Origin of the sequence: Kitasatospora cathayae, assembly GCF_027627435.1 — a bacterium.
Taxonomy (GTDB): domain Bacteria; phylum Actinomycetota; class Actinomycetes; order Streptomycetales; family Streptomycetaceae; genus Kitasatospora; species Kitasatospora cathayae.
The window spans coordinates 1,744,435-1,768,944 of sequence record NZ_CP115450.1 but is presented as its reverse complement, the minus strand read 5'-3'; the positions used below and the strand labels follow the sequence as shown (position 1 = coordinate 1,768,944).

At 72.7% G+C, this 24,510-nt stretch carries 22 protein-coding genes; 18 read left to right on the top strand and 4 right to left on the bottom strand.

What is annotated here, in order from left to right:
• Nucleotides 1-4: 4 nt before the first annotated feature.
• The 8 genes from hpnD to O1G21_RS07935 all read left to right on the top strand — a co-directional run bounded on the left by hpnD (nucleotide 5) and on the right by O1G21_RS07935 (nucleotide 10,966).
• Entirely contained in the window at nucleotides 5-862 is an 858-nt protein-coding gene (hpnD, locus tag O1G21_RS07970) for a presqualene diphosphate synthase HpnD (protein WP_270150832.1), read from the top strand.
• Between the two features lie 154 nt (nucleotides 863-1,016).
• Nucleotides 1,017-2,450, top strand: a complete 1,434-nt coding sequence (gene hpnE, locus O1G21_RS07965; protein ID WP_270142009.1) for a hydroxysqualene dehydroxylase HpnE — start codon at nucleotides 1,017-1,019, stop codon at nucleotides 2,448-2,450.
• 191 nt (nucleotides 2,451-2,641) lie between these two features.
• Nucleotides 2,642-3,730, top strand: coding sequence for a polyprenyl synthetase family protein (locus O1G21_RS07960; RefSeq protein ID WP_405000790.1), 1,089 nt, complete (start codon nucleotides 2,642-2,644; stop codon nucleotides 3,728-3,730).
• A gap of 7 nt (nucleotides 3,731-3,737) precedes the next feature.
• Nucleotides 3,738-5,819, top strand: a complete 2,082-nt coding sequence (shc, locus tag O1G21_RS07955; RefSeq protein WP_270142007.1) for a squalene--hopene cyclase — start codon at nucleotides 3,738-3,740, stop codon at nucleotides 5,817-5,819.
• Nucleotides 5,816-6,496 carry a 5'-methylthioadenosine/S-adenosylhomocysteine nucleosidase family protein gene (locus O1G21_RS07950; protein WP_270142005.1) on the top strand — a complete coding sequence of 227 codons (681 nt, stop codon included), beginning with the start codon at nucleotides 5,816-5,818 and terminating at the stop codon, nucleotides 6,494-6,496. The genes shc and O1G21_RS07950 overlap by 4 nt, the downstream gene beginning before the upstream one ends.
• A 2-nt stretch (nucleotides 6,497-6,498) precedes the next feature.
• Complete coding sequence (gene hpnH / locus O1G21_RS07945) at nucleotides 6,499-7,527, top strand: adenosyl-hopene transferase HpnH (RefSeq protein WP_270142003.1); 1,029 nt, start codon at nucleotides 6,499-6,501, stop codon at nucleotides 7,525-7,527.
• Between the two features lie 138 nt (nucleotides 7,528-7,665).
• Entirely contained in the window at nucleotides 7,666-9,576 is a 1,911-nt protein-coding gene (gene dxs / locus O1G21_RS07940) for a 1-deoxy-D-xylulose-5-phosphate synthase (protein ID WP_270142001.1), read from the top strand.
• Nucleotides 9,566-10,966 (top strand): aspartate aminotransferase family protein, encoded by a 1,401-nt coding sequence (locus O1G21_RS07935; protein WP_270141999.1) that lies wholly within the window; start codon nucleotides 9,566-9,568, stop codon nucleotides 10,964-10,966. Before dxs ends, O1G21_RS07935 begins: the two co-directional genes overlap by 11 nt.
• 57 nt (nucleotides 10,967-11,023) lie before the next feature.
• On the opposite strand, the gene O1G21_RS07930 is transcribed toward O1G21_RS07935, so the two are convergent.
• Nucleotides 11,024-11,296, bottom strand: coding sequence for a DUF6343 family protein (locus tag O1G21_RS07930; RefSeq protein WP_270141998.1), 273 nt, complete (start codon nucleotides 11,294-11,296; stop codon nucleotides 11,024-11,026).
• Between the two features lie 77 nt (nucleotides 11,297-11,373).
• On the opposite strand from O1G21_RS07930, the gene O1G21_RS07925 reads away from it, so the two are divergent.
• Entirely contained in the window at nucleotides 11,374-11,577 is a 204-nt protein-coding gene (locus O1G21_RS07925; protein ID WP_270141997.1) for an I78 family peptidase inhibitor, read from the top strand.
• A 36-nt stretch (nucleotides 11,578-11,613) separates the two neighbouring features.
• Here the strand turns inward: O1G21_RS07925 and O1G21_RS07920 are convergent, their stop codons facing one another.
• On the bottom strand, nucleotides 11,614-12,423 hold the full coding sequence (locus O1G21_RS07920) for a phosphatase PAP2 family protein (protein ID WP_270141995.1): 810 nt from the start codon (nucleotides 12,421-12,423) through the stop codon (nucleotides 11,614-11,616).
• Nucleotides 12,424-12,654: 231 nt separating this feature from the next.
• Nucleotides 12,655-13,422 (bottom strand): 3-oxoacyl-ACP reductase FabG, encoded by a 768-nt coding sequence (fabG, locus tag O1G21_RS07915; RefSeq protein ID WP_270141993.1) that lies wholly within the window; start codon nucleotides 13,420-13,422, stop codon nucleotides 12,655-12,657.
• Between the two features lie 403 nt (nucleotides 13,423-13,825).
• Between fabG and O1G21_RS07910 the strand changes: the two genes are divergently transcribed.
• Nucleotides 13,826-14,692, top strand: coding sequence for a MarR family winged helix-turn-helix transcriptional regulator (locus tag O1G21_RS07910; protein ID WP_270141991.1), 867 nt, complete (start codon nucleotides 13,826-13,828; stop codon nucleotides 14,690-14,692).
• Nucleotides 14,693-14,915: 223 nt separating this feature from the next.
• Here the strand turns inward: O1G21_RS07910 and O1G21_RS07905 are convergent, their stop codons facing one another.
• Nucleotides 14,916-15,779, bottom strand: a complete 864-nt coding sequence (locus O1G21_RS07905) for an aldo/keto reductase (RefSeq protein ID WP_270141989.1) — start codon at nucleotides 15,777-15,779, stop codon at nucleotides 14,916-14,918.
• Between the two features lie 421 nt (nucleotides 15,780-16,200).
• Here O1G21_RS07905 and O1G21_RS07900 point away from each other — a divergent pair, with 421 nt between their 5' ends.
• The 8 genes from O1G21_RS07900 to O1G21_RS07865 all read left to right on the top strand — a co-directional run bounded on the left by O1G21_RS07900 (nucleotide 16,201) and on the right by O1G21_RS07865 (nucleotide 24,450).
• Nucleotides 16,201-17,961 carry an ABC transporter transmembrane domain-containing protein gene (locus tag O1G21_RS07900; RefSeq protein ID WP_270141988.1) on the top strand — a complete coding sequence of 587 codons (1,761 nt, stop codon included), beginning with the start codon at nucleotides 16,201-16,203 and terminating at the stop codon, nucleotides 17,959-17,961.
• Between the two features lie 43 nt (nucleotides 17,962-18,004).
• Nucleotides 18,005-19,777 carry an ABC transporter ATP-binding protein gene (locus O1G21_RS07895; protein WP_270141987.1) on the top strand — a complete coding sequence of 591 codons (1,773 nt, stop codon included), beginning with the start codon at nucleotides 18,005-18,007 and terminating at the stop codon, nucleotides 19,775-19,777.
• Nucleotides 19,778-19,914: 137 nt separating this feature from the next.
• Nucleotides 19,915-20,160: a LapA family protein gene (locus O1G21_RS07890; protein ID WP_270141986.1), complete on the top strand. Its 246-nt coding sequence runs from the start codon at nucleotides 19,915-19,917 to the stop codon at nucleotides 20,158-20,160.
• 47 nt (nucleotides 20,161-20,207) lie between these two features.
• Nucleotides 20,208-20,936: an amino acid ABC transporter ATP-binding protein gene (locus tag O1G21_RS07885; protein ID WP_270150830.1), complete on the top strand. Its 729-nt coding sequence runs from the start codon at nucleotides 20,208-20,210 to the stop codon at nucleotides 20,934-20,936.
• Nucleotides 20,937-20,955: 19 nt separating this feature from the next.
• Complete coding sequence (locus tag O1G21_RS07880) at nucleotides 20,956-21,867, top strand: glutamate ABC transporter substrate-binding protein (protein WP_270141985.1); 912 nt, start codon at nucleotides 20,956-20,958, stop codon at nucleotides 21,865-21,867.
• Between the two features lie 12 nt (nucleotides 21,868-21,879).
• Nucleotides 21,880-22,524, top strand: a complete 645-nt coding sequence (locus O1G21_RS07875) for an amino acid ABC transporter permease (RefSeq protein ID WP_270141984.1) — start codon at nucleotides 21,880-21,882, stop codon at nucleotides 22,522-22,524.
• On the top strand, nucleotides 22,521-23,390 hold the full coding sequence (locus tag O1G21_RS07870; protein WP_270141983.1) for an amino acid ABC transporter permease: 870 nt from the start codon (nucleotides 22,521-22,523) through the stop codon (nucleotides 23,388-23,390). Before O1G21_RS07875 ends, O1G21_RS07870 begins: the two co-directional genes overlap by 4 nt.
• A 154-nt stretch (nucleotides 23,391-23,544) precedes the next feature.
• Nucleotides 23,545-24,450, top strand: a complete 906-nt coding sequence (locus O1G21_RS07865; RefSeq protein ID WP_270150828.1) for a LysR family transcriptional regulator — start codon at nucleotides 23,545-23,547, stop codon at nucleotides 24,448-24,450.
• Nucleotides 24,451-24,510 lie beyond the last annotated feature (60 nt).

The window sequence follows — 24,510 nt, the reverse complement described above, 5'->3', positions numbered from 1 at the left end:
GGTCATGGCGGCGTACCGGTACTGCGAGGCAGTCACCGGGCTGCAGGCGCGCAACTTCAGCTACGGCATCCGGCTGCTGCCCGAACCCAAGCGGCTGGCCATGTCGGCCCTGTACGCGCTGGCCCGCCGGGTGGACGACATCGGCGACGGCGACCTCCCGGCCGACCGCAAGGCCGAGGCGCTGGTGCGCACCCGGGAGCTGGTGGACGAGGTCCGCTCCGGGACGGTCGCCGAGGACGACACCGACCCGATCAAGGTCGCCCTGGCCGACGCGGCCCGCCGCTTCCCGATCCCGCTCGGCGGCTTCGACGAGCTGATCGACGGCGTGGAGATGGACCTCAAGGGCGCCGAGTACCAGACGTACGAGGAGCTGAAGGTCTACTGCCGCTGCGTGGCCGGCGCCATCGGCCGGCTCTCGCTGGGCGTCTACGGCTGCGACGACCCCGAACGCGGGGCCCGGTACGCGGACACCCTGGGCCTGGCCCTGCAGCTCACCAACATCCTGCGCGACCTGCGCGAGGACGCCCTGAACGGCCGTACCTACCTGCCCACCGAGGACCTGGTCCGGTTCGGCTGCGAGCAGGGCTTCGCGCTGTCCAAGCCGCCGGCCGGTGCCGACTTCACCGGACTGGTGGCCTTCGAGGCCGCCCGCGCCCAGGCCGCCTTCGAGGAGGGCCTGCGGCTGCTGCCGATGCTCGACCGCCGCAGCCGCGCCTGCACCGCGGCGATGGCCGGGATCTACCACCGGCTGCTCGGCCGGATCGCCGCCGACCCGGAGTCGGTGCTGCGCGGCCGGGTCTCGCTGCCGGGCTGGGAGAAGGCGTACGTCGCGCTTTCCGGGCTCGCCGGGGGGCGTTCTTGAATCTCGCGACAGTTCTGTCACGCTGTGTCAGCGGGGAATCACATCCGGGTAGAGCCGTGTTGAGCACGATGCTGACCACGACCGTGCCGGCCACCAGCGGGCCGGCCACAGCGACCGCCTCCGGGCGGTCCGGTGAGTACGAGGGGGAGGGCCGATGACCGGGCGAGCCGTTGCCGCGCGCCCGGCCGCCGTCGTGGTCGGCGGCGGCCTGGCCGGGATCACCACCGCCCTGCGGCTGGCCGAGGCCGGTCACGACGTCACCCTCGCGGAGGGGCGCCCCCGGCTCGGTGGCCTGGCGTTCTCCTTCCAACGCGGCGAGCTGACCGTCGACAACGGCCAGCACGTCTTCCTGCGCTGCTGCACCGCCTACCGCGGCCTGCTGGAGCGCCTCGGCGCCACCCGGATGACCCACCTCCAGAACCGCCTGGACGTCCCGGTGCTCTCCGTCACCGGCTCCGACGAGGTCCCGGTGCGCACCCTGGGCCGACTGCGCCGGACCGGCCTGCCCGTTCCGCTGCACCTGGCCGGCAGCCTCGCCCGCTACCCGCACCTGTCGCCGGCCGACCGCGCCCGGGTGGTCCGCGGCGCGCTCGCCCTGAACGGGCTGGACCTCGCCGACCCGGCGCTGGACCGGCTCTCCTTCGGCGAGTGGCTGCGCCGCAACGGGCAGAACGCCGCCACCACCGCCGCGCTGTGGGACCTGGTCGGCGTCGCCACCCTGAACGCCCGGGCCGACGGGGTGTCGCTGGCGCTCGCCGCGATGGTCTTCAAGACCGGCCTGCTCTCCGACCCGGGAGCCTCCGACATCGGCATGGCCGCCGTCCCGCTCGGCGTGATCCACCACGACCGGGCGCTCGCCGAGCTGGAACGCGCCGGCGTGCGGGTGCTGCTGCGCGCCCGGGTCGCGGAACTCAAGCCGGCCGCGCCCCAACACGCCGTCCGCCTGGAGGACGGGCAGCTGTTCACCGCCGACACCGTCGTGCTGGCCGGCGCCCAGGACACCGCCGACGCCCTGCTGCCGCCCGGCGCCGTCCCCGGGCAGGAACGGCTGGCCGGGTTCGGCACCACGCCGATCCTCAACGTGCACGTGGTCTACGACCGCAAGGTGCTGCGCCGGCCCTTCTTCGCCGCGCTCGGCAGCCCGGTCCAGTGGGTCTTCGACCGCACCACCCACTCCGGCCTGCTCGGCACCACGATCGGCCGGGCCCACCCCGGCGCCCAGTACCTGGCGCTCTCGCAGTCCGCCGTCCAGGACGAGATCGACCTTCCGGTCGCCGAGCTGCGCCGCCGCTACCTGCCCGAGCTGTCCCGGCTGCTCCCGGCCGCCGCCGACGCCGAGGTGCTGGACTTCTTCGTCACCCGGGAGCGCACCGCCACCTTCGACGGGGCGCCCGGCAGCGCCGAGCTGCGCCCCGGGGCCGCGACCGGCGTGCCCGGGCTGCTGCTGGCCGGCGCGTGGACCGCCACCGGCTGGCCCGCGACCATGGAGGGCGCCGTGCGCAGCGGCCACGCCGCCGCCGACGCCGTGCTCGCCGCGGCCGGCAACCGGGTGCCGGTCGACCGGGGCGACGGGCGGTGGCCCAGGTGACGGCGGGCACCGTCGCCGGAGAGCCCGCCAGAGCCGACGGGCGTACCGTCGGCCCCACCGGCCCCATCGGCCGTACCGGCACCGTTCGGTCCGCCACCGCGAGCACCGCCACCACCGGCATCGACACCAGCCGCACCGACAGCACCCGGCCGCCCCGTGCGGTCCGGCACCACGAGGGAGAGGGAACGCACGTGGAGTCACGCACCGGCTTCGCCGTCGGAGGCACGGCGCACGCCGAACCGGTCTCGGTGCCGGAGCTGCTCGCCCGCAGCCGTACGCTCTGCACCCCGCCGCTACGCGCCGCCGTCGCCCGTCTGGCCGCACCGATGGACACCGTCGCGGCCTACCACTTCGGCTGGATCGACCGGGACGGCACCCCGGTGGCGGGCGACGGCGGCAAGGCCGTGCGCCCGGCGCTGGCGCTGCTGTCGGCCCGGGCCGCGGGTGAGGCGGCCGAGGCGGGCGTGCCCGGCGGGGTGGCTGTTGAACTGGTGCACAACTTCTCCCTGCTCCATGATGATCTGATGGACGGTGACGAGACCCGCCGGCACCGGGCCACCGCCTGGACGGTGTTCGGTCCGGCCCAGGCGATCCTGGTCGGCGACGCCCTGGCGACGCTCGGCACGGAGGTGCTGCTCGACGCCGGGGACACCGGCGGTGCGAGCCCCGCCGATGCCGCGCGTGCCGTCCGGCTGCTCACCACGGCGACCCGCCGGCTGATCGACGGCCAGGCCAGGGACGTCGCCTTCGAACAGCGCGACACCGTCACCGTCGCCGAGTGCCTGGAGATGGAGGGTGGCAAGACGGCGGCCCTGCTGGCCGCCGCTTCGGCGATCGGCGCCGTCCTGGCCGGGGCCGACGACAAGGTCTCCGCCGCGCTCCAGCGCTACGGCCACCACCTGGGCCTGGCCTTCCAGGCGGTGGACGACCTGCTGGGCATCTGGGGCGCGACCGAGGTCACCGGCAAGCCGCACTGGGGCGACCTGCGCCAGCGCAAGAAGTCCCTGCCGGTCGCCGCCGCGCTCGCCGAGGGCGGGGCCGCCTCGCGCCGGCTGGCCGAGCAGCTCGCGGACCCGAAGGGCCGGGGCGAGGAGAGCGAGCCCGAGCTCGCCGTCCGGGCCGCGCTGATCGAGGAGGCAGGCGGTCGCGCCTGGACCCAGGAGGAGGCCCGCCGCCAGCACACGACTGCCCTCGCCGCCCTGGACGAGGTGCCCATGTCAGACGAGGTGCGCGAGCACTTCGTCGCACTCGCCGAATTCGTGGTGGTACGAGAGAGGTGACGTTACGTTGACAGCAACCGCGGACGGCCGGCTCGACCCTGAGTACGATCCCGAGCCGGTCGCGGTGGGCGACCGCCCCCCGGCCCTGCTGGGCGCGGGCCGGTGGCAGCCCGAGGACACCGACCGGCCGCGGCCAGCCGGTGAGGCGGACCGGCAGCCCGGCGACGCGCGCGAGGCCCTGGCGCGCGCCACCACCCACCTGCTCTCGCTGCAGTCCTCCGAGGGCTGGTGGAAGGGCGACCTGGAGACCAACGTCACCATGGACGCCGAGGACTTACTGCTCCGCCAGTTCCTGGGCATCAGGACGGAGGAGCAGACCCGGGCGACCGCCGAGTGGATCCGCTCCCAGCAGCGGGAGGACGGCACCTGGGCCACCTTCCACGGCGGGCCGGCCGAGCTGTCCACCACCGTCGAGGCGTACGTCGCCCTCAAGCTCGCCGGCGACGACCCGAACGCCCCGCACATGCTGGCCGCCGCGCGGTACGTCCGCTCCGCCGGGGGCATCGCGGCCGCCCGGGTGTTCACCCGGATCTGGCTCGCGCTCTTCGGCTGGTGGCCCTGGGAGCGGCTGCCAGAGATGCCGCCCGAGATCATCTTCCTGCCCAAGTGGCTGCCGCTGAACATCTACGCCTTCGGCTGCTGGGCCCGCCAGACCATCGTCCCGCTGACCATCGTCTCGGCCCACCGTCCGGTCCGTCCGGCCCCCTTCGCGCTCACCGAGCTGCACACCGACCCGGACCACCCGTACCCCGACCGGCCGCTCGCCCCCGCCACCAGCTGGGACGGCCTGTTCGAGCGCCTGGACCGGGTGCTGCACGCCTACCACCGCCGGGCGTTCCGGCCGCTGCGCCGGCTCGCCATCGCCCAGGCCTGCCGCTGGATCGTCGAGCGGCAGGAGGCCGACGGCTGCTGGGGCGGCATCCAGCCGCCGGCCGTCTACTCGCTGATCGCCCTGCACCTGGAGGGCTACGAGCTGGAGCACCCGGTGGTGAAGGCCGGGCTCTCCTCCTTCGACCGCTTCACCGTGCACACCGAGGACGGCATGCGCTGGATGGAGGCCTGCCAGTCCCCGGTCTGGGACACCTGCCTGGCCACCATCGCGCTGGTCGACGCCGGGGTGCCGGCCGACCACCCGGCGCTGGTCTCCGCCGTCGACTGGATGCTCGGCGAGGAGATCCGCAAGCGCGGCGACTGGTCCGTCCAGCGGCCCGCCCTGCCGGCCGGCGGCTGGGCCTTCGAGTTCGAGAACGACACCTACCCCGACATCGACGACACCGCCGAGGTGGTGCTCGCGCTGCGCCGGGTCGCCCACCCCGACCCGGCCAGGGTCGACGCGGCGGTGGACCGGGGCGTGCTGTGGAACCTCGGCATGCAGTCCAAGAACGGCGCCTGGGGTGCCTTCGACGTCGACAACACCAGCCTGCTGCCGAACAAGCTGCCGTTCTGCGACTTCGGCGAGGTGGTCGACCCGCCGTCCGCCGACGTCACCGCCCACGTGGTGGAGATGCTCGCCGAGACCGGCCGGGCGCGCGACCCGCGGACCCGGCGCGGCATCGAGTGGCTGCTGCGCAACCAGGAGGCGGACGGCTCCTGGTTCGGCCGCTGGGGCACCAACTACATCTACGGCACCGGCTCGGTGCTGCCCGCACTGGTCGCGGCCGGCGTCCCGGACGAGCACCCGGCGATCCGCCGGGCGGTGCGCTGGCTGGAGGACCGGCAGAACGCCGACGGCGGCTGGGGCGAGGACATGCGCTCCTACGACGACCCGGCGCGCTGGGCCGGCCGCGGCGACTCCACCGCCTCGCAGACCGCGTGGGCGCTGATGGCGCTGCTCGCCGCCGGCGAGGGCCCGGACGGCCGGGCCAACCCGGCGGTGGAGCGCGGCGTGGAGTGGCTGGTGCGCACCCAGCTGCCCGAAGGCACCTGGGACGAGCCGCAGTTCACCGGCACCGGCTTCCCGTGGGACTTCTCCATCAACTACCACCTGTACCGGCTGGTCTTCCCGGTCACCGCGCTCGGCCGCTACCTCAACGGCCCCCCGGGCATGGTGCGGCCCGGCGGTACTCCGGCGATCGGGGCGAAGCGGTGACCACCGCACCCCTGCTGGTGCTCTGCGCGCTGGGCCCCGAGGTGTGGGCCCTGCGCGGCGGTGACTGGCGCGGCGCGGCCGGCGGGCCTCCGGTGCTGGTGCGCACCGGGGTCGGTCGGCGGCGCGCCGGGACGGCCGTCCGACGGCTGCTCGGCTCCGCCCCGGGCTGCTACGGCGCGGTGGTGGTGGCGGGCTTCGGCGCCGCCCTCGGGCCGGGCGTGGCGCCGGGCGACGTGGTCGCCGCCGACGGCGTGCGCGACGCCGAGGGCCACCTCTACCCGGTCGGCTCCGGGCCGGAACTGGCCCGGGCGCTCAAGGAGCAGGGCCTGACCACCCACACCGGGGTGCACCACACCGCCGACCACGTGGTCCGCGGCATCGAGCGGCGCGCCCTGCACCTGCAGGGCGCGCTCGCCGTCGACATGGAGGCGGCCGCCGTGCTGGCCGCGCTGCGGGAGGTGCGCCCGGCCCTGCCCGTCGCCGTGCTGCGGGTGGTGGTGGACACCCCCGAGCACGAGCTGCTGCGCCCGGGCACCCTGCCGGCCGGGGTGCGCGCCTGGCGGACCCTGCGGGCGACGGTACCCGCCCTGGTCGACTGGTACCGGCAGGAACCCGGCGAGGGCTCCGCAGACCTGAACCACCCCACATCCTCGACGCTCCCCCAGGAGGCGAGCTAGCCATGGCCATGCCGTTGCGCCAGACCGTGCGGGTCGGCACCTACCTGATGCAGCAGAAGCTGCTCAAGCGACGGGACAAGTTCCCGCTGATCGTCGAGCTGGAACCGCTGTTCGCCTGCAACCTCGCCTGCGAGGGCTGCGGCAAGATCCAGCACCCGGCGGGAGTGCTCAAGCAGCGGATGCCCGTCGCCCAGGCGGTCGGCGCGGTCCTGGAGTCGGGTGCCCCGATGGTCTCGATCGCCGGCGGCGAGCCGCTCATGCACCCGCAGATCGACGAGATCGTCCGGCAGCTGGTGGAGCGCCGCAAGTACGTCTTCCTCTGCACCAACGCGCTGCTGCTGCGCAAGAAGATGGACAAGTTCAAGCCCTCGCCGTACTTCACCTTCGCCGTGCACATCGACGGCCTGCGCGAGCGGCACGACGAGTCGGTGGCCAAGGAGGGCACCTTCGACGAGGCGGTCGCGGCGATCAAGGAGGCCAAGCGGCGGGGCTTCCGGGTGACCACCAACAGCACCTTCTTCAACACCGACACCCCGCAGACCGTCATCGACGTGCTCGACTACCTCAATGACGAGCTGAAGGTCGACGAGATGATGATCTCCCCGGCCTACGCCTACGAGAAGGCTCCCGACCAGGAGCACTTCCTCGGCGTCGAGCAGACCCGGGAGCTCTTCCGCAAGGCCTTCGCCGGCGGCAACCGCAAGCGCTGGCGCCTCAACCACAGCCCGCTCTTCCTGGACTTCCTGGAGGGCAAGGCCGACTTCGAGTGCACCCCCTGGGGCATCCCCAACTACTCGCTGTTCGGCTGGCAGCGGCCCTGCTACCTGATGGCGGACGGCTACGTGCCGACCTACCGCGAGCTGGTCGAGAAGACCGACTGGAGCAAGTACGGGCGCGGCAAGGACCCGCGCTGCGAGAACTGCATGGCGCACTGCGGCTACGAGCCGACCGCCGTCCTCGCGACCATGGGCTCGCTCCAGCAGTCGCTGCGCGCGATCACCGAGACCGTCACCTCCAACCGCGGGCACTGAGCCGGCTCCTGGCGACCTTCGTCCCAGGATTCGTACCGCCCCCGAGCTCCCGTCCGGCCCGGGCCACCGTGCCCGGGCCGGCCCCGCCCCCGTGGGCGGAGGCACCACCGCACCGCTTCAAAGTCGTGAGGTGTACCCATGTCACTGCTCTCCCGCGTCATGTCCCCGGCCGATCTGCGCAAGCTCCCCGCGTCCGAACTGCCGCTGCTCGCCGACGAGATCCGCGGCTTCCTGATCGACGCCGTCACCCGCACCGGCGGCCACCTCGGGCCCAACCTCGGCGTGGTGGAGCTCACCATCGCGCTGCACCGGGTCTTCGACTCGCCGTACGACCGGATCGTCTTCGACACCGGTCACCAGAGCTACGTCCACAAACTGCTGACCGGGCGCCAGGACTTCTCCCGGCTGCGGATGAAGGGCGGCCTGTCCGGCTACCCCTCGCGGGCCGAGTCCGAGCACGACCTGGTCGAGAACTCGCACGCCTCCACCGCGCTCTCCTACGCCGACGGGCTGGCCAAGGCCGCCCAGCTGCTCGGCCAGCACGACCGGCACACCGTCGCGGTGATCGGTGACGGCGCGCTCACCGGCGGGCTCGCCTGGGAGGCGCTCAACAACATCGCCGAGGCCCGCGACCGGCCGCTGGTCATCGTCGTCAACGACAACGAGCGCTCCTACGCCAGGACCATCGGCGGCCTCGCCAACCACCTGGCCACCCTGCGCACCACCCAGGGCTACGAGCGCTTCCTCGCGCTCGGCAAGGAGGCGCTGCAGCGCACCCCGCTGGTCGGGCAGCCGATCTTCGACGCGCTGCACGGGGCCAAGAAGGGCTTCAAGGACGCCTTCGCCCCGCAGGGCATGTTCGAGGACCTCGGGCTGAAGTACCTCGGGCCGATCGACGGCCACGACGTGGGCGCGGTGGAACAGGCGCTGCGGCAGGCCCGCAACTTCGGCGGCCCGGTCATCGTGCACTGCCTGACCGTCAAGGGGCGCGGCTACCTGCCCGCCGAGCAGGACGAGGCGGACCGCTTCCACGCCGTCAACCCGATCGACCCGTACACCTGCCTGCCGATCTCGCCCAGCGCCGGGGTCTCCTGGACCTCGGTGTTCGGCGAGGAACTGGTCGCGCTCGGTGCCGAGCGGCCCGAACTGGTGGCGATCACCGCCGCGATGCTCCAGCCGGTCGGGCTGGCGCCGTTCGCCCAGGCGTACCCGGACCGGACCTTCGACGTCGGGATCGCCGAGCAGCACGCCGTCACCAGCGCGGCGGGCCTGGCCACCGGCGGGCTGCACCCGGTGGTGGCGGTGTACTCGACCTTCCTGAACCGGGCCTTCGACCAGGTCCTGATGGACGTCGCACTGCACCGGCTGGGCGTCACCTTCGTGCTGGACCGCTCCGGGGTGACCGGGTCGGACGGAGCCTCGCACAACGGCATGTGGGACATGTCGATCCTGCAGGTCGTCCCCGGGCTGCGGCTCGCCGCGCCGCGCGACGCCGCGCAGCTGCGGGCCCAGCTGCGCGAGGCCCTCGAGGTCCAGGACGCACCGACCGTGGTCCGCTTCCCGAAGGGGAACGTCGGGCCGGCCGTCCCGGCGCTCGAACGGATCGGCGGAACGGACGTGCTGCTGCGCACCGGGGCGGCACCGGAGATCCTGCTGGTCGCCGTCGGCAGCACCGCCTCCGCCTGCCTGGACGCCGCCCGGCTGCTGCTCGCCGAGGGCTTCACCGCGACCGTGGTCGACCCGCGCTGGGTCAAACCGGTCGATCCGGTGCTGCCCGAACTCGCCGCCGCCCACCGGCTGGTGGTCACCGTCGAGGACAACGGCCGTACCGGCGGCGTCGGTTCGGCCGTCTCCCAGGCGCTGCGCGACGCCGACGTGGACGTCCCGCTGCGGGTGCTCGGCCTGCCGCAGGAGTTCCTCGGCCACGCCGCGCGCGGCGAGATCCTCGAGGAGACCGGCCTGACCGGCACCGGGGTCGCGGCCCAGACCGCCGTCTTCGCCAAGAACCTGCTACCGACCCGAGGAGCGAACCAGCGCCATGCCGGCTGACCCGGACCGCCCCGCCTTCGACCTCGCCGCCCTCCTCGCCGAACGCGGCGGCGAACGCTACGAGTTGCACAGCCGCTACCTCAACCCGCAGCTGCCCCGGATGCTGCGCACCATCGGCTTCGACAAGTACTACGAGCGCGCGGTGGGCCAGTACTTCTACGACGCCGAGGGCAACGAGTACCTCGACATGCTGGCCGGCTTCGGCATCTTCGCGCTCGGCCGGCACCACCCGGCGGTGCGCTCGGCGGTCCAGCAGGTGATGGACCTGGACCTGCCAGACCTGGTCCGCTTCGACTGCTCGCCGCTGCCCGGGCTGCTCGCCGAGCGGCTGCTGTCGTACGCGCCCGGGCTGGACCGGGTGTTCTTCGGCAACAGCGGCACCGAGGCGGTGGAGACCGCGCTGAAGTTCGCCCGGTACGCCACCGGGCGCAAGCGCGTCCTCTACACCGACCACGCCTTCCACGGGCTGACCACCGGCTCGCTGTCGGTCAACGGGGAGAGGGGGTTCCGCAAGGGCTTCGACCCGCTGCTGCCGGACACCGCCATCCCGCTCGGCGACATCGGGGCACTCGCCAAGGAGCTGAAGCGCGGGGACGTCGCGGCGCTGATCGTCGAGCCGATCCAGGGCAAGGGCGTCCAGGTGGCGCCGCCCGGCTGGCTGCGCGCCGCACAGGCACTGCTGCACGAGCACAGGGCGCTGCTGATCTGCGACGAGGTGCAGACCGGCATCGGCCGCACCGGCGACTTCTTCGCCTACCAGCACGAGGAGGGCGTGCTGCCCGACCTGGTGTGCGCGGCCAAGGCGCTCTCCGGCGGGTACGTGCCGGTCGGGGCCACGCTCGGCAAGAGCTGGATCTTCGAGAAGGTGTACTCCTCGATGGACCGGGTCCTGGTGCACTCGGCCAGCTTCGGCTCCAACGCCCAGGCGATGGCGGCCGGGCTGGTCACCCTCGAGGTGATGCGCGAGGAGAAGGTGGTGGAGAACGCCCGGCAGGTCGGCGACCGGTTCCGCGAGCGGCTGGCCGCCCTGGTCGACCGGTACGAGCTGCTCGCCGAGGTGCGCGGCCGCGGGCTGATGATCGGCATCGAGTTCGGTCGTCCCAAGTCGCTGAAACTGCGCACCGGTTGGACGGCCCTCCAGGCGGCGCGCAAGGGACTGTTCTCGCAGATGGTGGTCGGCGCGCTGCTCCAGCGGCACCGGATCCTCACCCAGGTGTCCGGGGACCACCTGGAGGTGATCAAACTGATCCCACCGCTGATCATCACCGACCGGGACGCGGACCGGTTCCTGGACGCCTTCACCGAGGTCATGGACGAGGCGCACCGGGGCAGCGGCCTGATGTGGGACTTCGGCCGGACCCTGGTGAAGCAGGCGGTGGGCAACAAGTAGGCGACGCGGAGTGGGAAGTCGGCCGGGCCGACTTCCCACTCCACGGGAGACACCGCGTCAGAGCTCGGTCCGGCGGCGCCGGATGACCACCACGAGGTCGACGACGGCGAACAGGGTGAGCAGCCCGAGGGCGATCGCGAAGCCGGTCAGGGTGCCCCGGCTGGGCGCGCCGTCGACCGGCGAGGAGGCCGCCCAGAACGCGAAGCCCGCGGTCCCCAGCGCGAACAGCGGGGTGAAGGCCAGCGAGAGCAGCAAGCGGAGCTTGAGGTCGCTGCGGGCGGTGGCCGGCTCGGTGCCGCTGCGCCACCGTCGCGGGGTGGTGGTGCGCATCGCCGTTCACCTCCGGGCCGCGCGGGTGGGGGCTACGATTCCAGCGTACGTCCGAGGGGGAGAGCCGGGGAGGCGCGATGACGGGGTCGGACGCCGCGGGAGAGGACGCCGAGGGGTACGCGGGGCTGCGGATCGAGCGGGCCCGGGAGCTGGCCCGGCGGCACGGCTGGGCCTCGGTCCGGGTGCTGGAGCCGGGGCAGCTGATCACCATGGAGTACCGGGAGGGGCGGCTCAACCTCGCGGTGCGGGACGGCGTGGTCGAGCGCAGCTGGGAGGGGTAGGCCCTGCCGCCGCTGGAGCAGGCCGGGCGCCCTGGCTCAGCGTGCGAACCGTCGGTGCAGCCGCTCTTCGGCGACGGCGACCAGGGGTTCCAGCAGCGGCAGGGAGAGCAGCACCAGCAGTCCGGCGGCCCAGCCTGCCAGCACGTCGGAGACCCAGTGGGTGCCCAGGTAGACCGTGGTCAGGCCGATCGAGCAGGCGGTGGCGGCGGCGATCACCGCGCCGGTGCGCCGCCAGCGGACGGCGAGGTAGGCGAGCACGCCCCAGGTGACCACGGCGTTGGCGGTGTGGCCGGAGGGGAAGATGGTGCCGCCGGAGAACAGCTCGGGCGAGCCGACGTACTGGGCGTAGTGCGGGCCGAGCCGGCCGGTGACGATCTTGACCGCGCCGACCGTGACGTTGAGCAGCAGCAGGGCGACGCCCATGACCAGCAGCGGGCGCAGCCGGCCGAGCCGGCGGGCGCGCCAGAGCAGCCAGGCGAAGGCGGCGATGGCACTGGGCCCGCGCTGGCCGACGACCACCCAGGCGTTGAGCAGCGGCTCCAGGCTGGGCCACCGCTCGTACGGGCGCAGCAGGCGGACCGACCAGTCGAGGTCGACCAGGTCGGTGTTGAGCAGGACGCCGGCCAGGACCAGCAGGTAGCCGGCGAAGGTCGCGGCGAACAGGGAGGCCCGGCGACGGCTCATCGGCGGCCAGCCGGGCTCGCCGCGGTCGGGGCCGGTCGGGCCGGGTGCGCGGCCGGGCGGGCAGGCCGGGGCGCGGTCGGGGATCGGGAGTTCCCGACGGTCGGCGGTGCGGTGTTCCGGCTCCTGTCGCGGAATGCGAGCGGCGGTACTTCTGGATTGCACGGGGTGACCATACCCATCCGAGCGGGGGTATCCCGGAGCAAATTGTCATTTTCCCGGGAAATCGACAATTGGGGTGTCGCCGGATAGCCCGGGGAGTGATTTCCAGTATTCCCGGATCGAATGCCCGTGTGGTCTTCGAATGATTCTGCAAAAGCCCCGGTAAAGACGGCGGAGCGGGAGGCCGGTCCGCCCGGCTCCCCACTCCGTGGTCACCCTGTGTAGGTTCCGTGCTCAGTCGAGGGGGCCGCCCGCGACGTAGATCACCTGGCCGGAGACGAAGCCGGCGCCCTCGCCGGCGAGGAAGGAGATGGTGTTGGCGACGTCCTCCGGCTCGCCGACCCGCTGGACCGGGATCTGGGAGGCCGCGGCCCGCTTGAAGTCCTCGAAGTCCATGCCGACCCGGGCGGCGGTGGCCGCCGTCATGTCCGTGGCGATGAAGCCGGGGGCGACGGCGTTGGCGGTGATGCCGAACTTGCCCAGCTCGATGGCCAAAGTCTTGGTGAAGCCCTGCAGGCCCGCCTTGGCGGCGGAGTAGTTGGCCTGGCCGCGGTTGCCCTGGGCGGACGAGGAGGACAGGTTGACGATGCGGCCGAAACCGGCGTCCACCATGTGCTTCTGCACCGCGCGGGTCATCAGGAAGGCGCCGCGCAGGTGAACGTTCATGACCGTGTCCCAGTCGGACTCGGACATCTTGAAGAGGAGGTTGTCGCGGAGCACGCCCGCGTTGTTGACCAGGACGACGGGGGCGCCGAGCTCGGCGACCACGCGGTCGACGGCGGCCTGGACCTGCTCGGCGTCCGAGACGTCGGCGCCGACGGCCAGGGCCCGCCCGCCGGCGGCGGTGATCCGGTCGACGGTGTCCTTGCCGGCGGCCTCGTCCAGGTCCAGGACGGCGACCGCGTAGCCGTCGGCGGCCAGCCGGACGGCGGTGGCGGCGCCCAGCCCGCGGGCGGCGCCGGTGACGACCGCGACCCTGGTGGCGGTGCTCTGCTCGGTCATGCTCGCTCTCGTCTCTCTCGGGGGTGCCTCCGGGGGAGTGCCCCCGGAGAGGGTGCCCACACCCTACCGGCGGGTAGGGGTGGCGACCAGGGTGGAGAGGCGCAGGTGACGGTCGGTAAGGACCGACCGGTCGGCTTTCTGCTGAGAACGGGTTACCGCAAGGGCGTGGCGGCGCGTAAATATGCCAATGTTGCCGAACCTGCGTCTACTATCCGCCCCTGCCTGCCAGCAAGGGCCTGCCGTTTGTATAGTGTCCGCCAGCAGCCACCGGCTGCACGGCTGGAGCGCCCTCCCTCATAGCTGGACGCCCACTCGCCGTTACTGCCCCACCCGGGTGTCCCACACATACCGGGTGTGACATCGGGACGGATACATGGTGCTGGGGGAGATCCCGACAACCCGCGTGTCCGCGCGACTGCAGCAGTCGCCCGGACACCTCATTCGCGTTGCGCAGCAGGTTCACACCCGGCTGTGGTCCGAGCACGTCGGAGCCGATCTCACGGCTCCGCAGTTCGCGGTCCTGCTGGTGCTCGCCCTCGAACCGGGCGCGGACCAGCGCACGGTCGGCGAGCGTGCGTCGCTCGACAAGGCCACGATGGCCGAGATGGTCGCCAGGCTGGTCCGCCGCGGCCTCGTGCTGCGGAGGCGCGACCCGGCCGACGGCCGGCGCAAGCTGCTCGCGCTCTCGCAGAGCGGCGCCCAGGCGGTGCGCGAGGCCACCGGTGGTGTGGTCCGCGTCCAGCGGGTGCTGTTCGAGCCGCTCACGCCCGAGGAGCAGGTCGAGATCGTCCGGGTGATGGCCAAGATAGCCAGGCTGGAGCCCGCGGCGGTGGCCGTCTTCTCCGACGCGCGGCCGATACTGGACGCCCAGCGGGCGATCGGCTACCTGATCAGGGTCGGCCAGCAGGTGCACACCAAGCTCTGGTCGGAGCACGTCGGTGCGGAGCTGACGGCTCCGCAGTTCGCCGTGTTGGACGCGCTGGAGCTGGAGCCGGGCGCGGACCAGCGCACGGTCGGCGAGCTGGCCTCGCTGGACAAGGCCACGATGGCCGAGATGGTCAGCCGGCTGGTGCGCCGCGGTCTGGTGCAGCGCCGGCGCGACCCCTCGGACGGGCGGCGCAACCTGCTCTCGCTCTCACCGGCGGGCCAGGACCTGCTGCACCGCTCGGCCGCCGGGGTGGCCGAGGTTCAGCGGCTGCTGCTCGCGCCGCTGCCGGAGGAGGAGCACGAGGCTGCGCTCGCGCTCATCGCCAAGGCGGCCAGGCTCTAGCCCAAGCTTTGGTAACAACAGCCAAAACGATTCACCAAAGCTCCTCAAGTCCGCGGTTGTCGGCGTCACTCGACCGTTGACATAGGTGAATCCGGGTACACCGAAGTACCGCTCGTTCCTGACCGGAATGAGCGGTACTTCGATATGACCGACAGTCAGAGCTGTCAGGACCGTCGTTGTCGGGGGCGCCGGGCCGATTCGGCCGGCGCCCCCGCGGCGGGCATCAGTTCCAGTCGAACTCCTGCGGGTCCGGGCCGATCCGCTTGCCGGTGGCGACACCGGCGATCGCCGCGACGTCCTCGGCGTCCAGCTCGAAGCCGGTGACGTCGAGGTTCTCCCAAATGCGGGACGGGGTGACCGACTTCGGGATGGCGATCACGCCGTTCTGCAGGTGCCAGCGGAGCACCACCTGGGCGACCGTGCGGCCGTGCTTCTCGGCGATCTTCGCCAGCGCCGGCTCGGCCAGCAGCTCCCCGCCCTGGCCCAGCGGGCTCCACGCCTCGGTGGCGATGCCGTGCTGGGCGTGGAAGGCGCGCAGCTCCTCCTGCGGGAAGTACGGGTGCAGCTCGACCTGGTTCAGCACCGGGACGACCGAGGCCTCGTCCAGCAGGCGGGTCAGCTGCTCGGGGCCGAAGTTGGAGACGCCGATCGACTTGACCCGGCCGCCCTCCTTCAGCTGCTCCAGGGCCTTCCAGACGTTCAGGAAGGTGCCGTGCATCGGGCGCGGCCAGTGGATCAGGTACAGGTCGACGTAGTCGAGGCCGAGCTTGTCCAGCGAGGCGTCGAACTCGCGCAGCACCGCGTCGCGGCCCTGCTCGCCGGACCAGTCACGGGTGCCCGAGTTCCACAGCTTGGTGGTGACGTAGAGGTCCTCGCGGGCGAGGCCACCCGCCAGCGCCTCGTTGATGGCCGCACCGGTGCCGGTCTCGTTCTCGTAGATCGCGGCGGTGTCGATGGAACGGTAGCCCGCCTCGATCGCGGTGCGGACCGCGGGGGTGGCCTCGGCGTCCGGCACCTGCCACACGCCGAAACCGAGCTGCGGGATCTGCGCGCCGTCGTTCAGGGTGACGCTGGGGATGTTGCTCACGGGAAGGGGTGCCTTCCTGGTCGTCCGTTGGTTCCAGTGGGGGCAACTGGCGCCCCGGCACGATTGTTCCCGCCGTTCGGGCGAATCTTTGGCGAAGCTTTACGGCGGCGTGGCGTGCGCCGGGGCGCACCGCCGGGGCCGCCGCGACCGGGGCGGCGGAAAACCTGTTGCGTGGATCACACCGGGCTTGGCAGGCTCGCGGACATGACCTCCTGAGATCCGGGCCCTTCGTGCCCATCCCTCGCCAGTCCGGCGCTTCCGCCGGGCGTGCCGACGTCGCCGCGCCGTTGCGCCGCGCGTCCTTCGTCCGTCCTCGTGCGTCAGCGGGGCGGCCGCGCCGTACGGCCTGCGCCCGTGTCTCCTCCCGCTTCGCCACATCTCCGCGTCTCCGTACCTCCCGCACCATTCGCATCGGAGTGTCATGCCGCTCACCCCCCTGCCGCTGGCCGACCCCGGCAGTCCCGACCTCTCCTCACCCCTGGCCTTCCTCCGCTGGCTGCAGCGCGCCCAGCGGCGCGGGCAGGTCCGCGCCACCTGCTGGGCGCTCATCGAGATGGGCGCCCAGGCCGCGTTCCCGGTGGCGCTCGGGCGCGGCGTCCAGGCCGCCGTCGACGGCGACGCCGGCGGGATCTGGCGGGCCGGCGCGCTCGCGCTGCTGCTGTCCGCCGTCGCCGCCGCCGGCGCCGTGCTGCTGCACCGGCAGGCGGTCTGGAACTGGATCCAAGCCGCCTGCCAGGTACGGCAGTTGGTGGCCGGGCAGGCCTCGCGGCTCGGGGCCGGGCTGTCCCGCCGGATCGCCACCGGTGAGGTGGTCGCGGTCGGCAGCGGGGACGTCGAGCGGATCGGCTGGTACGTCGAACTGGTCGCCCGGGTCCGGGCCGCGGTGATCGTCTGGTTGGCCGTCAGTTCGGTGGTGCTGGTGGTCGAGCCGGTGCTCGGGATCGGGGTGCTGCTCGGCGTCCCGGTGCTGGCCGCCTCGGTCTGGCCGCTGATCGGGCCGTTCGAGCGGCGCTACGACAAGCAGCGCGAGCTCGGCGGCAAGGCCACCGAGTTGGCCGCCGACACGGTGGCCGGGCTGCGGGTGCTGCGCGGCATCGGCGGCGAGGAGCTGTTCCTGGAACGGTACCGGGCGGCCTCCCAGAAGGTCCGCGCGGCGGCGGTCCGCTCGGCCCGGCTGTGGTCCCTGATGCAGGCCCAACAGGTGCTGCTGCCCGGCCTGTTCGTGGTCGGGGTGACGTGGTACGGCGCCCGCCTGGCGGCCTCCGGCGAGCTCGGCGTGGGCACCCTGATCGCGGTGTACGGCGCGACCGCCTTCCTCGCCGCGCCGCTGCGGATCCTGGGCGAGGCGGCGCACGCCTGGAGCGTCGCCCGGGTCTCCGCCGGCCGGGCCGTGCGGGTGCTCTCGCTCAGCCGGACCGACGGCGCGGCCGAGGGCGTGCTGACCCGCCCGGACCGGTCCGACCTGCACGACCCGGCCACCGGGCTGACCGCCCGGGCCGGCGAGCTGACCGCCGTGGTCTGCGGGGACCCGGACTTCGCCGGGGCGCTCGCCGAGCGGCTCGGTGGCCACGTCCCGCTGGCCGAGGGCGAGCCGGCACCGCCCTCCGTCCGGCTCGGCGGCACCGAGCTGGACACCGTGCCGCTGACCGAGGCCCGGGCGGCGGTGCTTGTCCACGACAAGGAGCCGGTGCTGCTCTCCGGCACGCTGGCCGAGCTGCTGGACATCCCCTCCTCCGGAAGGGTCCCGGTGGCCGAGGCGCTCGCCGCGGCCCGCTCCGAGGACGTGCTGGAGGCGCTGGTGGACGGCTCGCCGGAGTGCGCGGGCGACCCGATGCTCGCCCGGATCACCGAGCGCGGGCGCTCGCTCTCCGGCGGGCAGCGCCAGCGGCTCGCCCTGGCCCGCGCGCTGCTGGCGGACCCGCCCGTGCTGGTGCTGGACGAGCCGACCAGCGCGGTGGACGCCCACACCGAGTCCCGGATCGCCACCGGGCTGCGGGACACCCGGGCCGGGCGCACCACCGTGGTGTTCGCGACCAGCCCGCTGCTGCTCGACCAGGCGGACCGGGTGGTGCTGGTGCGCGACGGCCGGGTGGTCGCGGCCGGCCGGCACCGCGAACTGATGCGCACCGAACCGGCCTACCGGGCCGTGGTCACCCGGGACGAGGAGGCCGTGTCGGCATGAGCACCGTCGTCAACCGTCCGGCCCGACGAACGAGGAGTACTTCATGAAGCCCCCCGTCCATCAGGAACAGGGGCCGGCCACCACCCTGCCGGTCGGCTCCCCGGCCGCCGTGCGCGGATACCTGGGGCTGCTGGCGCGGCGGCACCGGCGCGGGTTCGCCGCCGTGGTCTCGCTGCACTCGGTGGCCACCCTGGCCGGGCTGGTCGGGCCCTGGGTGCTCGGCAACCTGGTCGAGTCGCTGGCCACCGGTACGGCCGAGGCCACCATCGCGGTGGCGGTCGGCTGGTACCTGCTGGCGCTCGCGGTGCAGTCCGCGTTCACCGGCTGGTCGCGGATGCGCGGGGCCGGGCTCGGCGAGCGGGTGCTGGCCGACCTGCGCGAGGACTTCCTGGTCCGCTCGGTCGCGCTGCCGACCGGCGTGCTGGAGCGGGCCGGCACCGGGGACCTGGTCTCCCGGGGGACCACCGACATCGACCGGCTGGACAAGTCGGTGCGCGAGGCGGTGCCCGAACTCGCCGTCGCGGTCGTGTCGTTGCTGCTGGTGCTCGGCGCCCTGCTGGTCACCTCGCCGCTGCTCGCGCTGACCTCGCTGGTCGGCCTGCCGCTGCTGCTGGCCAGCTCCCGCTGGTACTTCCGGCGCGCCCCGCAGTCCTACCGCAACGAGTCGGCCGGGTACGCGGCGGTGAGCAACGTGCTGGCCGAGACGGTGGACGCCGGGCGGACGATCGAGTCGCTGCGCCTGGGCGAGCAGCGGGTCCGGCTGACGGACCGCAAGCTGCGCGAGTGGCTGGCCTGGGAGCGCTACACCCTGTGGCTGCGCTCGGTCTGGTTCCCGACCATCGAAGCGGTCTACTCCTCGGCGGTGCTGGCCACCCTGCTGGTCGGCGGGCTGTTCACCCTCAAGGGCTGGCTCACCGTCGGCCAGTTGACCACGGGTGTGCTGTACACCCAGATGCTGATCGGCCCGGTGGACCTGATCCTGCGCTGGTACGACGAGCTGCAGATCGGACAGGCCTCGTTGGCCCGACTGGTGGGCGTGCACGAGGTGCCGGAGCACGAGGGCGACGAGTCGGCCCGTCCGGAGGGGCGCCGGGTCGAGGCCCGGGACGTCCGCTTCGGCTACCGCGAGGGTGCGGACGTGCTGCACGGGATCAGCCTGGACGTCGCCCCGGGCAGCCGGGTCGCGCTGGTCGGCCCGTCCGGGGCGGGCAAGTCCACCCTCGGGCGGCTGCTGGCCGGGATCTACGCGCCCGGCCGCGGCAGCGTCACCCTCGGCGGGGCGGCGCTGTCCCGGATGCCGGCCGAGCGGGTGCGGTCGGAGGTCGCCCTGGTCAACCAGGAGCACCACGTGTTCGTCGGCACCCTGCGGGACAACCTGCGGCTGGCCGCGCCCGAGGCGGACGACACCGAACTGCGGGCCGCGCTGGAAGCGGTGGACGCCGGGGCCTGGGTTGACGCCCTCCCGGAGGGGCTGGACACCGAGGTCGGCTCCGGCGGCACCTCGCTGACCCCGCCGCAGGCCCAGCAACTCGCCCTGGCCCGGCTGGTGCTGGCCGACCCGCACACCCTGGTGCTGGACGAGGCCACCTCACTGCTGGACCCGCGGGCCGCCCGGCACCTGGAGCGCTCGCTGTCCCGGGTGCTGGAGGGCCGGACGGTCATCGCCATCGCCCACCGGCTGCACACCGCGCACGACGCGGACGTGATCGCGGTGGTCGAGGGCGGGCGGATCAGCGAGTACGGCAGCCACCCGGAGCTGGTCGCGGCCGGCGGCCCGTACGCGGCGCTCTGGCGCTCCTGGCGGGACGAACGCTAGCGACCCGCTCGGCGGGGGCGGCAGTGTAACGGGGGTTCGAAACCCGTGCGGGGCCGGATTGCCCCGTGCGGGTTACTCCATGGCCCGGATAGGCGCGTAACCGGGCAAATCGTCAGCCCGGCCAGCAGACTGCTCCGGTGACCAAGATTTCAGACGGCTCGTCCCGCCCCCAGCGCAGCGAGATCGGCGGGATCCCCACGCGGTACATCGGGATCGTCGTCATCGTGATCCTCGCGGTGTGGTTCCTGTTCGCCAACCTCGAAAAGGTCAAGATCCAGTTCTGGGTGTTCACCGTGACCGCGCCGCTCTGGATCGCGCTGCTGGCGACGCTGGTCGCCGGCGGCGTGCTGGGCTGGCTGATGAAGGGACGGCGCGCCCGGTGACCACCGCCCCCGAACCGGCCCCGACCGGTTCCTCGGCCTTCACCCCGCTGATCGAGATGCGTGGGGTCGACAAGCACTTCGGAGACCTGCACGTGCTGCAGGACATCGAGCTGACGGTCGGCCGCGGCGAGGTCGTCGTGGTGATCGGCCCGTCCGGCTCCGGGAAGTCCACGCTCTGCCGGGCGATCAACCGGCTGGAGCCGATCGAGCGCGGCACCATCCTGATCGACGGCCAGCCGCTGCCCGCGGAGGGCAAGGGACTGGCCAAGCTGCGCGCCGAGGTCGGCATGGTGTTCCAGTCCTTCAACCTGTTCGCGCACAAGACCGTGCTGCAGAACGTCTCGCTCGCCCAGATCAAGGTCCGCGGCCGGGCCAAGACGGAGGCGGACGCCAAGTCCCGCTCGCTGCTGGAGCGGGTCGGCCTCTCGGCGCACGCCGACAAGTACCCGGCCCAGCTCTCCGGCGGCCAGCAGCAGCGGGTCGCGATCGCCCGCGCGCTGGCGATGGACCCCAAGGCGCTGCTGTTCGACGAGCCGACCTCGGCGCTCGACCCCGAGATGATCAACGAGGTGCTGGACGTCATGCGCCAGCTCGCGAGCGAGGGCATGACGATGGTCGTGGTCACCCACGAGATGGGCTTCGCCCGGGCGTCCGCCAACCGGGTGGTGTTCATGGCCGACGGTCGGATCGTCGAGGACGGCGCCCCGGAGGACTTCTTCAGCGCCCCCGAGAGCGAGCGTGCCCGGGACTTCCTCTCCAAGATCCTGAAGCACTGAGGGCGGCGCCGTGAACCGTATGACCACGCCCGCCGCGCGGGCGCGCGGTCGGCTGACCGCCGCCGTCCTGCTGCTCGCCGTGCTGGCCGCCGGCTGCGGAAAGCCCGGCACCCCGCCGCCCAAGGGACCCCAGCCGAGCGCGCTGCCCACCTACCAGGTGCAGGACGGCTCGATCACCGGCTCGCCGACCCTGGACGCCGCCCGCAACCGGGGCCACCTGGTGGTCGGCGCCAAGGAGGACCAGCCGTACCTGGGCCAGAAGAACCCCGCCACCGGGGTGTACTCCGGCTTCGACATCGAGATCGCCAAGATGGTCGGCGCCTCGCTCGGCTTCCCGCCGGAGAAGATCCAGTTCAAGACCATCGCCTCGGCCAACCGCGAGACCGCGCTGCAGAACGGCCAGGTGGACTACTACGTCGGCACGTACACCATCAACGACAACCGCAAGAAGCTGGTCGGCTTCGCCGGGCCGTACTTCGTCGCCGGGCAGTCGCTGCTGGTGCGCAAGAACGACGACAGCATCCACGGGCCGCAGGACCTGAGCGGCAAGAAGGTCTGCTCGGCGGCCGGCTCGACCCCGTATCAGCGCATCCAGTCGCAGTACCCGAAGGCGCGCCTGATCGGCTACGACACCTACTCGGCCTGTGTGGACAACCTGATCACCAACCAGGTCGACGCCGTGACCACGGACAACGCGATCCTGCTGGGCTACGCGGCCAAGGTGCCGGACGAGCTCAAGGTGGTGGGCCCGCTGTTCTCGACCGAGCCGTACGGGATCGGCACGCCGAAGAACGACACCGTGCTGCGCGGGGCGCTGGACGACGCGCTGGCGCACCACGAGCAGAACGGTGACTGGGCGAAGGCCTTCGACGCGACCCTCGGCCTGTCCGGGGCACCCGCACCCACCCCGCCGACGATCGACCGGTACTGAGAGGGCCGCGCCGTGAAAACGCTGACCGACAACTGGTCGACCTACTGGGAGGGCTTCCTCGGCACGCTCTCGCTGTTCGCGGTGAGCGCCGTGCTCTCGCTGGTGCTGGGCATGGTGATCGCGGGCTTCCGGGTCTCGCCGGTCCGGCCGCTGCGGGCGTTCGGGACGGTGTGGGTGACGGTGCTGCGCAACACGCCGCTGACCCTGCTGTTCTTCATCGTGGTGCTGGGCCTGCCCCGGTTCAACATCACCCTGCCCTTCTACACCTTCGCCGTGCTCGCCCTCGGCTGCTACACCTCGGCCTTCGTCTGCGAGTCGATGCGTTCGGGCATCAACACGGTGCCGTCCGGGCAGGGCGAGGCGGCCCGCAGCCTGGGCATGAGCTTCGGGCAGACGATGGGCCTGGTGGTGCTGCCGCAGGCCTACCGCTCGGTGGTGGCGCCGCTCGGCAGCGTGATGATCGCGCTGGCGAAGAACACGGCGATCGCCGGCTCGTTCAGCGTCACCGAACTGCTGGGCACCTACCGGACCATCAACGAGCTCGGCTACAGCATCATCTGGACCTTCGTCTGGATCGCCGTCGGCTACCTGATCATCACGCTGTCCATCAGCGCCGTCTTCAACCTGCTGGAACGACGAGTGGCGGTGTCCCGATGACCGTTGAATCCTCGGCGCTGTACGACATCCCCGGCCCCAAGGCGCTGGCCCGGCACCGGCTGTACGGCGGGATCGCGCTGCTGCTGATCGCGGCGCTGATCGGCTGGGTCGTCTACATGCTGTTCCACACCCACCAGTTCACCTATGCCAAGTGGGAGCCCTTCGAGTACCAGGGCGTCCAGGACCTGCTGCTGCGCGGGCTGGGCAACACCCTCCGGGCCTTCGGCTGGACGGTGCTGTTCGCGCTGCCGTTCGGCGCGCTGTTCGCGGCCGGGCGGCTGTCCGACCACCGGGTGGTGCGCTGGTTCGCCACGCTGGTGGTGGAGTTCTTCCGGGCCATGCCGCTGCTGGTGATGATCTTCTTCGTCTTCGTCGCCCTCAAGGTGCAGCCGCTCTGGGCGCTGGTGGCCGGGCTGGTGCTGTACAACGGCTCGGTGCTGGCCGAGGTGTTCCGCGCCGGTGTGCTCGCGGTGCCCAAGGGGCAGCGGGAGGCGGCGTACGCGCTGGGCATGCGCAAGACCCAGGTGATGACGTACGTGCTGGTGCCGCAGGCCAACCGGGCGATGCTGCCGGCCATCATCAGCCAGCTGGTGGTCGCGCTCAAGGACACCTCGCTCGGGTTCCTGATCACCTTCGAGGAGTTCCTGCACGCGGGCAAGCTGATCGCCACCAACCTGGACTACGACCTGCCGTTCATCCCGGTGGTGATCGTGATCGCGCCGATCTACATCGGCATGTGTCTGTTGCTGTCCTGGCTGGCCCGCTGGGTCGAGCGGCGAAGCCGGCGCAGTCCGAGCGTGCGGGGCGGGGCGCCGGTGGCCGAGGCCGGGGTGGCGATGGGGCTGCCGCCCTCGGCGCAGCAGTGAGCGCCGTTTTCGCCGGGTCACGAGCCCGTGGCGTGGGAAGCTTGGTTCGGAACTGAACCATAGGTGCGAATGGGGTCGGGGCCGGTACCTCCAAATTCCTCTTATGATTGCGGGAGGCAGGCGGAAGGCGACCGGGCGGAGGGCCATGGAACCGGTGTTCGACTCGCGGCACATCAGGACCTTCCACGAGGTCGTCCGGGCCGGCTCCTACTCGGCCGCGGCCCGGGAACTCGGCTACACCCAGCCCGCCATCACCCAGCAGATGAAGGCCCTCGAACGCACCGTCGGCGTCCCGCTGTTCAGCCGCGCCGGGCGCGGCCTGCGGCTCACCGAGGCCGGCGAGGCGCTCTCCCGGCACGCCGAACTGATCCTCGGCAGCCTCTCCGCCGCCCAGCAGCAGCTCGCCGCGCTCGCCCGGCTGCGCGCCGGGCGGGTGCGGGTCTGCGCCTTCCCCAGCGCCAACGCCACCCTGATACCGGAGGCGATGGCCCGGCTGCTCGCCGAGCACCCCGGCGTCCGGGTCGAGCTGCTCGAAGCCGAGCCGCCGGACTCCGTGCAGCGGCTGCTGCGCGGCGAGTGCGACATCGCCCTGGCCTTCCGCTACCCGGGTCAGGCGACCGAGGTACCGGACGGGCTCGACGAGATTCCCCTGATGGAGGACCTGCTCACCGTGCTGCTGCCGGTCGGGCACCCGCTCGGCCGTCGGCACGCCGTCCGGCTGGCCGACCTCGACGGCGAGCGCTGGATCGCCGGCTGTCCGCGCTGCCGGGCCAACCTGCTGCACGTCTGCGCGGAGGAGGGCTTCGCGCCGGACATCGTGTTCTCCACCGACGACAACCTCGCGGTGCAGAGCCTGGTCGCCGCCGGGGTCGGGATCGCGCTGATGCCCGCGCTGGTGCTCTCCTTCATGTGCCACCGCAAGGTCACCGGGCGGGCCGTCGAGCCGCACCTGCGGCGGCAGGTGACCGCGTACGTGCTGCGCGAGCACCGGCGGATCCCGGCCACCGCACTGGTGCTGGACCACCTGCGGCAGGCGGCGGCGAGCCGGGTCGGCTGCTGAGGCCGCTCGACCTATAAGAGCTAATGGGGGAAATGCTTAGGAACCCTCGTTGGACGTGAT

Bases quoted from the DNA above. Each gene is read 5' to 3' on its own strand.
- O1G21_RS07930 (WP_270141998.1), bottom strand. From the start codon at position 11,296: ATGCGCACCACCACCCCGCGACGGTGGCGCAGCGGCACCGAGCCGGCC.
- hpnH (WP_270142003.1), top strand. From the start codon at position 6,499: ATGGCCATGCCGTTGCGCCAGACCGTGCGGGTCGGCACCTACCTGATG.
- O1G21_RS07895 (WP_270141987.1), top strand. From the start codon at position 18,005: ATGAAGCCCCCCGTCCATCAGGAACAGGGGCCGGCCACCACCCTGCCG.
- O1G21_RS07925 (WP_270141997.1), top strand. From the start codon at position 11,374: ATGACGGGGTCGGACGCCGCGGGAGAGGACGCCGAGGGGTACGCGGGG.
- O1G21_RS07900 (WP_270141988.1), top strand. From the start codon at position 16,201: ATGCCGCTCACCCCCCTGCCGCTGGCCGACCCCGGCAGTCCCGACCTC.
- fabG (WP_270141993.1), bottom strand. From the start codon at position 13,422: ATGACCGAGCAGAGCACCGCCACCAGGGTCGCGGTCGTCACCGGCGCC.
- hpnE (WP_270142009.1), top strand. From the start codon at position 1,017: ATGACCGGGCGAGCCGTTGCCGCGCGCCCGGCCGCCGTCGTGGTCGGC.
- O1G21_RS07935 (WP_270141999.1), top strand. From the start codon at position 9,566: ATGCCGGCTGACCCGGACCGCCCCGCCTTCGACCTCGCCGCCCTCCTC.
- O1G21_RS07870 (WP_270141983.1), top strand. From the start codon at position 22,521: ATGACCGTTGAATCCTCGGCGCTGTACGACATCCCCGGCCCCAAGGCG.
- hpnD (WP_270150832.1), top strand. From the start codon at position 5: ATGGCGGCGTACCGGTACTGCGAGGCAGTCACCGGGCTGCAGGCGCGC.
- O1G21_RS07880 (WP_270141985.1), top strand. From the start codon at position 20,956: ATGACCACGCCCGCCGCGCGGGCGCGCGGTCGGCTGACCGCCGCCGTC.
- dxs (WP_270142001.1), top strand. From the start codon at position 7,666: ATGTCACTGCTCTCCCGCGTCATGTCCCCGGCCGATCTGCGCAAGCTC.